The organism is Halalkalibacter oceani, from assembly GCF_023715605.1.
GTDB lineage: Bacteria > Bacillota > Bacilli > Bacillales > Bacillaceae_D > Halalkalibacter > Halalkalibacter oceani.
This window is the reverse complement of sequence record NZ_JAMBOL010000033.1, coordinates 1-13,459: the sequence shown is the minus strand read 5'-3', so window position 1 is coordinate 13,459 and position 13,459 is coordinate 1. Positions and strand designations below refer to the sequence as shown.

16 protein-coding genes are annotated in these 13,459 nt (G+C 35.0%); 1 reads left to right on the top strand and 15 read right to left on the bottom strand.

Annotation, left to right across the window (positions count from 1 at the left end; all coding sequences use genetic code 11):
• Nucleotides 1-5 precede the first annotated feature (5 nt).
• From M3202_RS19685 to M3202_RS19630, 13 genes are all read right to left on the bottom strand, one after another.
• Complete coding sequence (locus M3202_RS19685) at nt 6-1,799, bottom strand: type IV secretory system conjugative DNA transfer family protein (RefSeq protein ID WP_251224940.1); 1,794 nt, start codon at nt 1,797-1,799, stop codon at nt 6-8.
• Between the two features lie 18 nt (nt 1,800-1,817).
• The gene (locus M3202_RS19680; protein WP_251224939.1) at nt 1,818-2,114 is read right to left on the bottom strand and encodes a hypothetical protein; all 297 of its coding nucleotides are present in this window, start codon (nt 2,112-2,114) and stop codon (nt 1,818-1,820) included.
• A 257-nt stretch (nt 2,115-2,371) separates the two neighbouring features.
• A complete protein-coding gene (locus tag M3202_RS19675; protein ID WP_251224938.1) occupies nt 2,372-2,557 on the bottom strand; it encodes a hypothetical protein in 186 nt (61 codons plus the stop codon).
• 5 nt (nt 2,558-2,562) lie between these two features.
• Nucleotides 2,563-2,769 (bottom strand): hypothetical protein, encoded by a 207-nt coding sequence (locus tag M3202_RS19670; protein ID WP_251224937.1) that lies wholly within the window; start codon nt 2,767-2,769, stop codon nt 2,563-2,565.
• Between the two features lie 178 nt (nt 2,770-2,947).
• Nucleotides 2,948-5,260, bottom strand: a complete 2,313-nt coding sequence (locus tag M3202_RS19665) for a DNA topoisomerase (protein ID WP_251224936.1) — start codon at nt 5,258-5,260, stop codon at nt 2,948-2,950.
• A gap of 74 nt (nt 5,261-5,334) precedes the next feature.
• Nucleotides 5,335-5,631 carry a hypothetical protein gene (locus tag M3202_RS19660; protein ID WP_251224935.1) on the bottom strand — a complete coding sequence of 99 codons (297 nt, stop codon included), beginning with the start codon at nt 5,629-5,631 and terminating at the stop codon, nt 5,335-5,337.
• A gap of 19 nt (nt 5,632-5,650) precedes the next feature.
• Entirely contained in the window at nt 5,651-6,013 is a 363-nt protein-coding gene (locus M3202_RS19655) for a DUF5406 family protein (protein ID WP_251224934.1), read from the bottom strand.
• A 281-nt stretch (nt 6,014-6,294) separates the two neighbouring features.
• Nucleotides 6,295-6,468, bottom strand: a complete 174-nt coding sequence (locus M3202_RS19650) for a hypothetical protein (protein WP_251224933.1) — start codon at nt 6,466-6,468, stop codon at nt 6,295-6,297.
• 234 nt (nt 6,469-6,702) lie between these two features.
• Nucleotides 6,703-7,227 (bottom strand): hypothetical protein, encoded by a 525-nt coding sequence (locus tag M3202_RS19645; protein ID WP_251224932.1) that lies wholly within the window; start codon nt 7,225-7,227, stop codon nt 6,703-6,705.
• Between the two features lie 77 nt (nt 7,228-7,304).
• Entirely contained in the window at nt 7,305-7,580 is a 276-nt protein-coding gene (locus tag M3202_RS19640; RefSeq protein WP_251224931.1) for a hypothetical protein, read from the bottom strand.
• Nucleotides 7,581-8,045: 465 nt separating this feature from the next.
• Nucleotides 8,046-8,861 carry a DNA adenine methylase gene (locus M3202_RS19635; protein ID WP_251224930.1) on the bottom strand — a complete coding sequence of 272 codons (816 nt, stop codon included), beginning with the start codon at nt 8,859-8,861 and terminating at the stop codon, nt 8,046-8,048.
• A gap of 128 nt (nt 8,862-8,989) precedes the next feature.
• Nucleotides 8,990-9,118: a hypothetical protein gene (locus M3202_RS22470; protein WP_285890626.1), complete on the bottom strand. Its 129-nt coding sequence runs from the start codon at nt 9,116-9,118 to the stop codon at nt 8,990-8,992.
• A 109-nt stretch (nt 9,119-9,227) separates the two neighbouring features.
• Complete coding sequence (locus tag M3202_RS19630) at nt 9,228-9,983, bottom strand: metallophosphoesterase family protein (RefSeq protein WP_251224929.1); 756 nt, start codon at nt 9,981-9,983, stop codon at nt 9,228-9,230.
• A 139-nt stretch (nt 9,984-10,122) separates the two neighbouring features.
• Here M3202_RS19630 and M3202_RS19625 point away from each other — a divergent pair, with 139 nt between their 5' ends.
• Complete coding sequence (locus M3202_RS19625) at nt 10,123-10,881, top strand: helix-turn-helix domain-containing protein (protein WP_251224928.1); 759 nt, start codon at nt 10,123-10,125, stop codon at nt 10,879-10,881.
• A gap of 311 nt (nt 10,882-11,192) precedes the next feature.
• Here M3202_RS19625 and M3202_RS19620 read toward each other — a convergent pair whose 3' ends face one another.
• Together M3202_RS19620 and M3202_RS19615 are read right to left on the bottom strand one after the other, a co-directional pair.
• The gene (locus tag M3202_RS19620; RefSeq protein WP_251224927.1) at nt 11,193-11,765 is read right to left on the bottom strand and encodes a hypothetical protein; all 573 of its coding nucleotides are present in this window, start codon (nt 11,763-11,765) and stop codon (nt 11,193-11,195) included.
• A 498-nt stretch (nt 11,766-12,263) separates the two neighbouring features.
• Complete coding sequence (locus M3202_RS19615; RefSeq protein ID WP_251224926.1) at nt 12,264-13,322, bottom strand: hypothetical protein; 1,059 nt, start codon at nt 13,320-13,322, stop codon at nt 12,264-12,266.
• Nucleotides 13,323-13,459 lie beyond the last annotated feature (137 nt).

Sequence of the window (13,459 nt, the reverse complement as noted above, 5' to 3'; positions counted from 1 at the left end):
GCCTCCTAATCATTATTTAAAAACTCCATAAAATCGAATGGATCCTGCGTATCTACGTTTTCCTCTTCATATGTTTCTTCGGCGAAAGGAATATCTTCTTCTATTTCATGAACCGGTGATTCAACTTCCTCCTTGGCATTTGATGTATCCTTGTTATTAGTTTGCGTGGCTGTAAGTAGAGGCATCGTTGCTGTGGAAGCAACTGCTGCTACAGCTGTTGGTACTTCATTCTTCCTCACAGGCTTTGATGACTCATAAATGATTGTCGGTACTGATTCCTGCTCGGTACTCTCTTCATGCTTATCAAAAGGATTTTCTTTAAAAGCTTCCTGAAAACGCTTCTGCTTTTCTTCTTTTTCGTTTAATCGGTGTGCTAAAATCGTCATTTCTTTCTTCTTTTTAATCAATTCCTTTACTTTCCATTTCGGAATATTATTCACTTCTTCTTGCAAGATTTTATAGCGCTCCTCTAGCCTCTCTTCTTGAAACCTTTTTATTCTTTTTTTTCTTACTTCTATGTCCTGTGGAAGAAACCGGCCCCGGGCAATACCTGGAGGCTTTGATTGACCATTAATGACTAATTTATGAATGAAATGATATGCTGGTATCCCATCCATTAATACGGTAAAAGGAAACCTTTCTTTTTCAACCTCTCGATCTCTTACCATCCGCGGGTGTAACTGTTTTAGTGGATTACCATCAAAAGTTTGTTCCCGCTCTCTAACTAAATCCTTACCTAATTCTTCAGATAGTTCTTTAGCCGTTTGAGCAGCCAGGCCACCAAAGATGATTTTATTTCGTGTGGAATCCATAATGGCTTTTTTCATAGCCCTCGCACTAATTTTTCCCGACTCCACTTCAAGTTGTCCTGTTGACTGAATCGCAAATATCCCTGCAACGCGATATTCAGCAGCTATACTCAAAAAACGTTCAACGTCCGGATTGATGTAACGAGAATACTCATCTGCAATTAAGTAATGAGGAATTCTCGTTAGTTCGGTACCTTCCCGCCGAAAAGTTGCCAGTTGAAGATGCATTGCTACAAATTGGCCAAATGCATCACCTGCAGCTGCCAGTTTACCAATAGCTGTATTAATGCCAAGAATTCCACCTTTTCGGAAATGTTCATCTAAATCAAATGTACTCGGTTGAGATATTAAGGGTTTTAGGTATTCATTACTCATAAGATTATCCAATTGTGCACGTAAGCCCAAAACATGCTGTCTAAATTTTTCTGCATCTTTTCCGTTCAATAGTTCATCGTCAAACGTACTTACCAGTTCCGGATCAGTGTTCATTTGCCTTAATCTCTCAACATTTTGTTTTAGTTTTGTCTCGGATCGTAAGTTAGCTAAAACGTCAACTAAATACATATTATCTCCATAAATTCTTTTCAGTAGCGTGGTGATTTTTCTAGTAGATAATTCTTGAACTGTTTGGAAAAAGGCTTCTTGCTTTCCAAACATCGACTTCAGTACAGAGGCTGTTGCTTCAGCAATATCCGAGGTCGGCCCTTTCATCACATTAATAGTATCTGATTCTTTTGGGTTTAATGGATCAATATAAACCATCGGTTCTCCAATTGCATCACAAATTTCCTTTACGTCACGTACAACATCACCTTTTGGTTCAATGATAGATAATCCTACTTTTTTCCCTTTTGCTCTTTCTTCCAATATCGTTTCGATGATCGGTTTGATCACCGTAGCAGTCTTACCACATCTTGTAGGGCCGACAATTAAGCTGTGTGTAAATGCATCCTTACCGCCCCATGTTAAAAATTCCTTGCCAGAAGACATTTACCCATCTCCAATCAACTACTTTTCCTTTACCTTTTTAAGTTCTATAGGTTCACCTAAGTTGAAGAAGAGTGCTTCATCAGAGGAAGGCTCCTCTATGTCCTTTTGTTCAATAAATAATCCAATCCACCCGTATCTCTGAAACATACTTTTCTTGAATTGCACTTTTTTATCCAACTGCTCCATTGTTTCTGAGACGGAAGAAGGCTCTTTTTTTATTTGCATCTTAATTGTCGGATTCTCATGATAGTATTTACGAATTTTCAAAATCATTCCGATACCAACAAAGAAAGATGTTACTAAAATAATGAGCATAAATAAAAACCTCTGAATTGGCCACTCGAATGCAAGATTGCAAGATGCTAATAACGTGACCCATAAACACATGGCTGCCGGTACCGTACTATACCTACCTATATTTTTGTAGAGATGCTTAGTTGTGATATAGATAAGAGGCACCCCTAGAAGTAGTACGATTTTAATACCAGGCAACGTAAGCAGCGTGTATAACACACTTAGACAGTAAATGGATAGATAGATTAATATCGCCATTCCTTTTACCCTCATTTTTACTAAAGTAATTTATCCGCAATCACCGGGTAATACTCAACCGGTGCCAAATCCCTTGTTTCTTTATTAAACGCAAAATTAAATGTAACTAAGAAACCTAAGCAAATTATCAACACAATACTAAACTTTATCACTTCCCAGGGCTTCAGTTCATAAGGGGTATACATTCTCCTCTTTTCAAATTCCATATTGATCACTCCTCTAAAAAAATATTGCATTGCTTTAATTTGTGTGTTATTAAACAAATAGTCATATCATCCTTGATCATCATACTTAAATCATGTAGTAATGATTGCTGTTCGATTTTTTCTAGTTCATTAATTTGTCGAATAACTTCATCGGGAGGTTTAATAACCTCAACGATATTGAATAACTCTGGGATAAGATTACTGCATCCCATCAAATCACCTCCTGTAATTAAATAAAAAACTCTCGGCGTTTGTTATTCTCATATGAATAACAAACGCCGAGAGTTTCGGTAGCTTGTAAGTAATCTTTTAAAAATTTTATTGTCAATTTAATAATACTAGAAATTATGGTATATCTCAATAGATTTCTGAAAATAATTTCATAACAGATTAAACTCTCCTTTCTTTTACAGTTAAATTTTCATCTAAATAAAGAAACGCATCATATAAGTCCCCATTTTTAGTTCGGAATCCTGTTAAGTTACTTGTTTTTGTTTGAGTGATTAAATCAATCACTTCATTTGGGCTAATTATACGACTACTAATCGACTTAAAAATTTTGAAATCACAAGACGGGTAATGGGTACACCCATATAAAGGTCCTTTATCTTTTATCATACCAGTATTGCATTTGGGGCATTCTGACAGTTTATCATCTAAAGTCACGGTCCCTTGTTTCCAATCCTTTACAACAAGTTTTGCAACATAGCTTTTACCTGCAGCTGACTTGAATGTCAAGAATGAGGTAGACCCTTGGGTAAGCAATTGCTTAATTTGTGCTTCACTTAATTGTTTACGGTTGATCGTTTTCCAAAGTTTAAACTCGCACCCTTCTTTAAACCGATTACAACCATATGCCTTTTTTCCTTCAACAATTTCTCCCTCACTACATGCTGGACATTTACCCAAACTGTCTTTTAGAAACAATCTCTGGGGTTCCATTTGGTTGATTTCATTTATAAAAAGGGAGATAAATGCTTCCAGACTGCTCAGCAGAGGGTCAGCCCTGCCGGTCCCTCTTTCGATCGCATATAATTTCTTCTCCCATTCACCGGTCATTTGTGGATCGGTTATTGTTTTCACATCAGTTTGACGCAATAATTCGATTAATGCCTTTCCTTTTTTTGTAATGGATAGCTTATTATCATCAACAACCAAATAGCCAATCTGAGGGGATTTTAAGACAGTTAGAATCTCTGCCCTACTTTTAGCTGTCCCAATGCTAGCTTCCATATCCCAATCATTTAATTCTTTACCACCGATTTCTTTACCACCCACTAGCATTCGTTGAACCAGGTTGCCTTCTGTATACTGTAAAGGAGGCTTTTGATTGGTCTTTTTGAGTTCACATTTTACCAGGCTAATTGGTTTAGTTTCATCGACATTAAATGTAGACAATTTTAATTTAGGGTTTTCAATTACTTTCCACCCAGGGTCTATGAGAACCGATACGACTGATTTAAACTCATGCTTAAGTTGATAAATCATTTCATGCTTTTCATATCTTGCGGGAGGAAAAAACTGACTGAAGAAACGTTGAACAATTAAAATATAAATTTTTTTCTCATTTTCCGATAATTGGTTTGTCGGCAATTTTTCAGTGGGAAGGATAGCATGTTGATAGTCAGATCTTTGACATATTCGCTGGCAACCGGATGTGACAATTTCTTTCCTCGCCCATTCAATACCCTTTATTTTTACCAATCCATTTAACTTATCAAATACTTTATGCATGGTAGTTATATCTTCTGGTGACACATACTGTGAGTCTGTTGCGGGGTAAGTAATTAATTCATGCTTTTCATACAAAACTGTTGCAATATCCAGGGTCTCTTTTAAGGAGAATCCATATAATTCATTTGCCTCTGACTGAAGAGATGACAAGTTGAACAATCGTGGAGCCGCCATCTTTTCTCTTTTTCTAATATACAACTTTAATGAAACATCAACATTTTGATTAACCTTTACACATTCTAATGCTTTCAGCTCGTCACTTTTTATCTCTTCATTAATAAGCGAACCTTCAAAAGTCGTTTCCCCTTGTGTAAAAGTCGCTACAACATCATAAAGTGCATCAGATACATAATTTTCAATTTCTTTATTCCGATCATATACCATTGCTAACACTGGCGTCTGTACTCTCCCTACTGACAGCATAGCTTGATGCTTTGTTGATATAGCCCGTGTTGCATTAATCCCAATTAACCAATCAGCTTGTACTCGAGCCCTTTCAGCTTCGCCTAAACTGCGATAATAGTCATTTGCTTTCATGTTTTGATAGGCATGGACAATTCCTTCCTGAGTCATATCACTCAGCCATAAACGTTTTACCGGATGTGTTAACTTTAAATGCCTATAAAAGGAATCAAAAATATATTGACCTTCTGGTCCTGGTTCCAACGCATTGATAATCATATTAGATCGATCGCTTAGCTCCCTTATTACTTTAACTTGGTCCATCATTTTTGGATCGATAATCCATTGAAAAGGCTTAGGTAGAATAGGTAAGTGTGCGATGTCCCATGTTTCGTACTTAATATCATAAAAACCTGTGGGGGCAAGTCCTATTAGATGACCACTTGTCCAAGTTATATAGTAGCCATTCCCGTTTAGATATCCTTTTTCACTTTGAAAATTTTTTAATAAAGAAGCAGCAATTTTTTCTCCCTTACTAAGATTATCCGTAATAATTAAGATCGACATTAATCTTCCTTCCTCCTTTAAACTAATTTATAGACAATAAAAAACACTCAAAATGAGTGATAATTTTAATTCACTTAATATGACATTTGAGAGTCAATACATCGGTGACAGATTTTTTTATATTCTAATTGACCGGGATGACTATTGGAATAAATATGTGCAAATCCTTCAAATAAAGGCTTTTTACAAAAACTACAGGATTTTTCCTTTTCTTTTCGTTTTTCTTCTTTATTTTTCTGAATCCGCTCTCTTAATAGTAGTATCGAAGCAAATAGATGTAAAATCGCTAATGGTGCAATTACAACGGGTCCCTTGATAAGAGCAATAAGACAGACAAATATATAGATAATAATTCCTACATAGCCACGCATTCTTACCTCCTATTTACATTTAAAACTTCTCTTCTTGGAAGTTAACGATTTCAATACCAACAATTATTTTTTTCATTTCCTCTTTATCATGCCCGTCAATGCGTAAAATGTCTTCACCATCGAAAAGTTTAAAGCAATCCGCGTAAGCGTATTTGCGCTCACCATCTTCAAAGTCAATGTATTTTTCATTCTCAGGTGTTCGTTTAAAAGTGATATCACCCTCTTCAAAGCTTGAAGCGATATTATTGATGATGGATGCTCCCGCTATATTCCCACCCATACTAGTGAATACTTCACCTTTGTATCTACCCCATTGCAACTTGATTTTCACATCATGATTTCCGTATTTCGGATACCAACCTTCACCCATATATTTTTCCATGGTTTATCACCCTTTTAGTTTTATTCTTCATTGACGAGCCAACTTGATTAATGCAATTGGCTTGTTTTAACCAACTTTTCTTTTCAATTAACCTGAACCAAAATGATGTAGATTGTGAGAATTCAAGCCGATATTTGACAAGAGAACATAAACGGTAAAGGATCTTGTCATTTTCTTTTTTTTTCGATTATTTTTATTAATATTGCATCAATATCTTCTGGTGTCTATTACTATCGCACTCCGCAAAAAAGCTAGTTCCATAAAATGTTTATTTCAGAACGTTACAAAATGAAGGTAATATCCGTTATTTTTTCGCCGTATAGCCTTGATTCGAGGGCATTAATAGCTTCAATTAAAGCTAAACAATCCCTCATGTAATCTTCATCTTTCGTATTTTTCCATTTATCCCCTTTTAAACTCAATTTTCCTTTCAAAAACTCCAATGTATTTTCCACGATTTAAGTTCCTTTCTAAATGATACTTAATCATTGTTGTGTATCATTTTCTTTTTCGATTCCTTGAGATATAAAGAAATAGCTTGTTTTATCTCATAGTCAGACTTACCCTGACTTTTTAAATTGCGACCGATCTTTTTGATATCCTCTAACGCCCTAAACAAATTCATTCCCCGTTCCCTCCTTCTCTTTATGGTCGTATAATGACCCACTTACATGATAAATTCATTGTATCTATTTGCGATAAGCTATGTTTAAAATTTCTCCATCTCTATCAGTCTCGACTATGTAGTGATTTTCATGAACCTCTACATCAAACAATAATTTATTATCAAAAGAAGATTTAGTTGGTCGTTGATTGATTAAGGATTTATGCACTTCTTCATAACTTAGGTTAAGGTTATATTTTTTTGAAACTTCTTTTGCTATTTTTTGTTGCAAGGAATTTAAACCGTTATAAGGATAAAAATCAACAACTTTATAGTCGCTAAATAGAAAGCCCTCATTTTCCAAGATAACAACCATTTTGTTATTGTCACTTTCTATTAGATATCTTAATTTGCTTTCTTCTATTACGATATAATCCTCATTGATGTGATCATTTACATAGTTATTAACAAGGTTTTCTCGCTTCTGAACGTCTCTATTAACCCATACAAATGGGTATATTAATACAACATAGAAAATTACTACTATTATCAAAGGTAAAACTATAAATGCACTCCAATGATATCCAGATTCTTTTTTCTTGCTGTCCATCTAGTTCATTGCCTCCTTCATAGTAGTTTCACTACTCTTTTTGGGGCGGCGTACCCATAATCTCGCGAGGACACAGTTCATCTTTGCTGGCGTTGTAAGCCTCTGTGAGGTAATAGAGTGCGATATTGCCAATCTAATAACTGGCCACATTCATTACAGTAACGAAATAAATTTATATTGTGCGCCTGGCACTGAGGGCAAAATCCACCTTCTTTGTCTGTACCGACAACCTTTTTAGGTAATTGCTTATCTAAAGAAACTAAAGCTAGACGCATAGCTTCTTTTTGTTTATCATCCCAATTTGCCCATGCTATACCTGTTTGAATAATCCTTTTGCTTTCATGAATGTCCATTGTTACCTCCACCTTCCTATATTATCTCTATTTTTTATTTATCCACTCACGAAGTGGACTCATAAAAATAAGGTAATAAGCTATAATCGCGTTGATAACAACAATGATAATATAATTCCAATCAACATAATTGAACAAATAAAAACCTCCTTCATTACATGGTCGTGATGTTCAGCATTAATTCAAATATTGATATTCCAACGATTCTTTCTTATAATGTAATTGCTCTGCCCCGGCGTATGGTAACATGCGTATTCTCGATAGGTTTGGCTAGGCCCGTGGGAGTTGGTACTTTGTTGTTTAATCAGCATTGTATTGTCGAGAATTGTTAAGGAGGAGATGCGTATGGATAAACTGAGCTTTTTTGGAAATATTGCTAGTCTAATAGGTTTAGTAATTGCTGTTTTTCAGTTAGACTTATTTGTTTATACCTTCTCCATCCTCAACATGAGGGTAACCAAATAATTAAACTAATTCAAAAAGTGTACTTTGAACATAACCTCGCTCATTAATTTGTGGATTCAACCATAATACTTCCTGTTTCTTAGTGGCAGCTTCTGTTATGGCCACTTTTGTAATCTTCGTCCAATTGCTTAAAATGTCATTGTACATCTCACTGTCGTATCCACTTACAATTGCAAAACCACTATGTTTGATAAGCGCTTTTAACAAGGTTTCGTGTTCTTGCTCTGTCATTTCATGCGCATAATGACGTTTAGTTCGTGTATCAAGCAAATACGGTGGATCGCAATAGATTAAACAGTCACTGCGGTTATATCGCTGTATTAAAAGCTCTGCATCTTGGTTCTCGATTTGCACTTGTTTCAAACGCTTTGTAGCTTCCAATACCGTTTTCGGTAACACGTTCCAATCTGGCAAAGCGTTAACCGTAGCAATGTCAATATTATGTCGCCACCCTGTTCTGTCACTTGTTTTACCGCCTCTTGCCATCCAACAACGAACAAGAAAAACTCTAGCTCTTTCGACTTCAGATAACTCACTTTTCAGTAATTGGAATGATTGATAGTATTCTTCTCTTGAATATGGAGTGAGCTCAATTGCTCTAGCGAGTTCTCCTGGTTGTTCACGAATTACTTTAAACAGATTTACGATATTGCCGTCAATATCATTGACTGTTTCAATTTTGGAAGGTGGCTTGTTAAAAAGAACAGCACCACTCCCTAAATTTGATTCGAGATAAACGTTATGTTCAGGCATATTTTTAATAATCCATCTGGTGAGGTTCCACTTACTTCCCACGTAATTTAAAAGTCTTTTCATAGCTCCCTCCTTTTGCTGCACTTAATCACTCTTCGGTTCATTTGATGATCGGAAATTGCAAAATTAACTATCAATAGACTTCAAAATATCTTCTAAATTTTCAACATCGTATTCTTCGGCATGTTTTCTTATTCGGCAGTGGTGATGCCAGATTGGCAAATAAGAGCATAGGCATCAACTCCGTATTTATTTATCATAGTCGCCGCATGTGCAACACCTTTTATAAAGCCTACTTGTCTTTCTTCTTGTGATTTCATGTAATTTTCAACCACCCTTACAGCGTATTTTCACTCTTAACCGCAATTATTCAGCCTTTAATTCCAGCAAATTGCACGTCGATTACTTCTTCTTCCTCCTTTTCAAAACTTAGATAGAATGTTCCATCCACTCTGCTTTTTTCTTAATTTGTTTATACATAAAAGAGCGATCTTCTATGATTAAAGCATTAAGGGCCCCTCCATAAGCAGCCCCACCGTCAATACCAATTTTATCGTGTTGAAACCATGGAGTAGTGCGTCCATGTAGTAAAGTGACTGGAGTATGGCCAAATATAACCCTATGTCCTGACTGCAACGATAAACGTTGATTGAAAAATTCTTCGCGGATCCATTTTAATTTGTGCGGATCAGTATCTTGCCAATTCTTACAGTAGGGATCAATACCGGCATGTACACCGATGAATTGATCATCTAAATAGTAATCATCTAAAGTTTGCAGGAACTCAATATGCTCTCTGTTATTTTTGACAATTGTCTTTAAGGCCTTCTCTGTATTCGTGTCACTTTCGCTAAAACCATAAGACCTTAATGTTTGAGTTCCCCCATTCAATAGAAAATTCCCAATAATATAGGATTTCTCTTCATTGCTATTATCTGAAACACTTGCCATTAAAGCTTCGAAAAACATTTCGTCATGGTTACCTGCAATCGTTCTAACCAATGAACCAGCTTTCTTTTTTAATTTAATGAGAAATTGGAGTAGGTCTTTTGAGTATGGTCCTCGGTCAACATAATCACCAAGTAGAATTAATTGATCTTTCGAATAGTCATAATGAATTTCATGTAATAACTCAGTGAAAAGAGTAAACTCTCCATGTATGTCTGAAATAAAGATACGTCGCATTAGTTTCACCCCATAACTTTATCGTATAAATCAATATTAAATATATCATATTTAAGCATTAAAAACTACTCTTTTTTAACGTTTAAATATGATATAATTAGTTTTATATTTACCACCTATATTGTTTTGGAGGAATAAAATGACTCAAACACCATCATTACCACGAAAGGAAATTGAGTTACAATTAGAAAAAATCATGGAGAAGAAAATACCTGGTTTAACAATAGCTGGACTGGCTAGAGTTACTGGTCAACGATCTCAAAATCTTCATCATTTTAAAACAGAAAAACCGGGTCATGATAAACGTTTACCGAAAGAAACCATAGAAAAAATTTGTACTTATCTCAATTGTGATATAAGCGAACTAATCACCTTAAAAAATCAAAAAAGCACACACCGGCCTCCACCATTAAATGAATTAGATCCGTCTATACAAGGTTATCGTTTGCATTGTCACCTTGAACATATCGCTGGCCGGCGAGGACAGTCATTATTCCAAGTATCCAAGGAGATCGAAGTCAGTTATGATGTACTCAGAAAAATGGCCAGGAATTTACTAAAGAGATATTCGGTTGATTTAATTGAACGAATACTTGGCTACTTCAACATTGAAATAAAAGATCTATTTACATTGGAAGTTGATACTACAAAAATATTGACGTCTAAAATCAAAAACACCTACGAGATTTATTTCGGCTTAAGTCCTTTAATGAGTCGAAGAAAAATATCAATTCAGCAACTAATGGACGATACCGGATTCACTTATGCATTTATTAATAAGTTGATGAAAAATGAAGTAAAGCGCTTGAATATCCAATCATTAGAAGTGCTATGCAATTACTTTAATGTACCTCCCACTGAATTAATAAAGTATCGCGTTACCAAGAAAGAAAGCTGAGATTTTTTGTCTCAGCTTTCTCTTCTTATTTTTTCGTACTTGGCTGCCACTCATACAAAATAATTCCAACCACCATAACAATACTAGCTATGAAGAAAAAGATGTTGGCTGATAGATTAGCTAATAAAGATTCAATAATACTAAGCGCCTCCATATTTTCGTAACCCGGTATGGTTACTCGTCACCCCCTTTTAATAATATATAAAAAAGCCCTCGTCTTTGGCTATACCTAACCGAAAACGAGAGCTTTGTTGGTTTTTATGAAAAATTCCATACTTATTGCGCTTGCTTATTGTCAAGTATACACTAAATTACGCTCCCAAATCAACAGTAGAGTAAAACATCTGTGTATATAAAGGCTTACCTTTAGACATCGCACATATTTCTGCCTGGTTAATGAAGTCTTTTACCTCATGGGCCATTATTAAACCCTCCTCGTAGCTCATATACGTGGTTACAGATTTGACTCGTTTAATCATTTTTATCGCTCCGGTATTAGACATCGAACCCTTACCTTCATCGATTTGAATCTTAAACTGATTTCTGTCTGTAAAAGTAATCGTGCAACATCTGGCAATGATATCACCATTTTTTTTACTCCCTCCATAGACCTTGAAACCGTCTCCATATACTCTTGAGAAATTGTGGTTAATGATGGCATGCAGCATTGGTTTTATTTTGCTTTTATCGATATAGGCTTTCGCATATTTAGAATCGGATCCTGAAGAACTCATTTCAGTTACAGAGAATATAACTTTCCCTTTATAAACATCTTCATTTGGCTTCTGTGTGAAGTGGAATAAAGATGTTGTAATATCAAATGCTGATTTTTTTGTGACATGCTTATAGATTTTAATACTTGATTTTAGTTTATTTGTGTTCATTCTAAGAACCTCCTATATCGTTTTTATTAAATATAATTATATCATATTTAAACGTTAATTAACATTGTTTTTATGCTATTTATTCGATAATAATAAATCAAAATGTAATAAGAGATTCATATAAAAGATAAGAAATCAAAAGAAAAATAAAAAAATCAAATAAATATAACCAAGCCAACGAAAACCTCCTAGCTCTTATAGCTATTGGGATACGACAATTGGATATTTCTTAAAAATAAAGAAGTAACAAATGCACAGCAACTTATAAGTATTATTCAGAATTCACAAGCTATAAAACCAGTAATCAACTTATCCACAAACGATAATTTATACTAATGAGATATCCACAAGGCGAAATTCGTAAATTCTGTTTGCAGATTTTTGTTTTTGAATAAAAAAAACTCCCTCGGTTGAAAAGGGAGTTAGGAATTTGTCATTATGTAGCTGCCAAATAAATCACAAAAAGACCTTTTATATGCTGGTTTTAAAAAAGGCCTCTTACGTATTAAATTGTAGTTCTCTTAAATAAGCATGGATACGTTCCTCAGCAGTTGTGTCCCATTCCATCACTTTATTTACCCAGTCTCTGAAGGTGACACGGAAATATGCTCCGAGTTTTTTAATTCGATGTTGATGTAAGGATGTGAATTGTTTTTCGATACTAGATAAAGAGATCATAAAAATATCTCTTAGTAAGCGATCACCTTTTTGCTCAAAATGTGTTGTTTTAGCCATTACTTCTTGTCTGAAAGCAATCAATATGTCTCTTGTATCCTTTTTGGTATGATTTAGTCCCACCGTATCTAAAAAATGAGTTAAGGACTCCCCATACTTACCCATGAGCTGCCGGAAGTTGAATACATCCGGATCCTGCAAATATACTGATCGGAAAATAATGGAATATTTATATACACGAATTTGCATTTTATCGTCTTTACACTTTCGCTCTTCACATTCAATGATTTCTATGTCAAAAACATTTTTTAAAATGGTCATGAACTCACGAATATCTTTGCCATCCCGTTTACCTAATAGCTCTTTCAATTTCGTCATAGTGTATTCCAGCCGCATCATTTTCTTTCGAATTGCATTTCGGAATCGATTAAAGAGATTTAAAATAAACAAAATTCCAGATACATGATGTTTATGTACTAAGCTCTTGAGAATGTCGGTGTCAAAAAGTGACCGTGGGACATTGAAGTAGTTCAGACTCTTTTTATCTCTGTAAGATACTTCTTGTGAAGAGTTTAATTCTTCATATTCATTAATTTTAAGATAAGGCAAATCATTGATAATAACTTCTTCTACAAAGTGGCAGCGTTCCAACATTTTAAAACCACTATATAATGTGCTATAGGAGATGCCGAGTGTTTCGCTCCACTCACTTAAAGAATAGGTACGTAAGATACCACGCGAATCGGTATCTGATAACAATGTCAAAAATACTACCCACGAGGAAGCTGGCATTTCACACATTTTCATTCGCTCCATGAGTTGGTAATTAAAACGGAAGCCCTCAATCTTTAGTTCAGTATGCTTACTATTGGATTTATTCATATCGAAATTCACCTCCCTCAATAAAGTTTAATTTTCTCGCTAATACTCGTGTATTCTCCAAATTTCACTAACACCAAATAGTAATCTCACCAGTACTACTGGATAGAAGTAGAACGAATTAAAATTTCTTACAGGGG

What these genes read in the sequence shown, in the direction of transcription:
- M3202_RS19685 (WP_251224940.1), bottom strand. Translation starts at nt 1,799, where the DNA reads ATGTCTTCTGGCAAGGAATTTTTAACATGGGGCGGTAAGGATGCATTT.
- M3202_RS19680 (WP_251224939.1), bottom strand. Translation starts at nt 2,114, where the DNA reads ATGCTCATTATTTTAGTAACATCTTTCTTTGTTGGTATCGGAATGATT.
- M3202_RS19675 (WP_251224938.1), bottom strand. Translation starts at nt 2,557, where the DNA reads ATGGAATTTGAAAAGAGGAGAATGTATACCCCTTATGAACTGAAGCCC.
- M3202_RS19670 (WP_251224937.1), bottom strand. Translation starts at nt 2,769, where the DNA reads ATGGGATGCAGTAATCTTATCCCAGAGTTATTCAATATCGTTGAGGTT.
- M3202_RS19665 (WP_251224936.1), bottom strand. Translation starts at nt 5,260, where the DNA reads ATGTCGATCTTAATTATTACGGATAATCTTAGTAAGGGAGAAAAAATT.
- M3202_RS19660 (WP_251224935.1), bottom strand. Translation starts at nt 5,631, where the DNA reads ATGCGTGGCTATGTAGGAATTATTATCTATATATTTGTCTGTCTTATT.
- M3202_RS19655 (WP_251224934.1), bottom strand. Translation starts at nt 6,013, where the DNA reads ATGGAAAAATATATGGGTGAAGGTTGGTATCCGAAATACGGAAATCAT.
- M3202_RS19645 (WP_251224932.1), bottom strand. Translation starts at nt 7,227, where the DNA reads ATGGACAGCAAGAAAAAAGAATCTGGATATCATTGGAGTGCATTTATA.
- M3202_RS19640 (WP_251224931.1), bottom strand. Translation starts at nt 7,580, where the DNA reads ATGGACATTCATGAAAGCAAAAGGATTATTCAAACAGGTATAGCATGG.
- M3202_RS19635 (WP_251224930.1), bottom strand. Translation starts at nt 8,861, where the DNA reads ATGAAAAGACTTTTAAATTACGTGGGAAGTAAGTGGAACCTCACCAGA.
- M3202_RS22470 (WP_285890626.1), bottom strand. Translation starts at nt 9,118, where the DNA reads ATGAAATCACAAGAAGAAAGACAAGTAGGCTTTATAAAAGGTGTTGCA.
- M3202_RS19630 (WP_251224929.1), bottom strand. Translation starts at nt 9,983, where the DNA reads ATGCGACGTATCTTTATTTCAGACATACATGGAGAGTTTACTCTTTTC.
- M3202_RS19625 (WP_251224928.1), top strand. Translation starts at nt 10,123, where the DNA reads ATGACTCAAACACCATCATTACCACGAAAGGAAATTGAGTTACAATTA.
- M3202_RS19620 (WP_251224927.1), bottom strand. Translation starts at nt 11,765, where the DNA reads ATGAACACAAATAAACTAAAATCAAGTATTAAAATCTATAAGCATGTC.
- M3202_RS19615 (WP_251224926.1), bottom strand. Translation starts at nt 13,322, where the DNA reads ATGAATAAATCCAATAGTAAGCATACTGAACTAAAGATTGAGGGCTTC.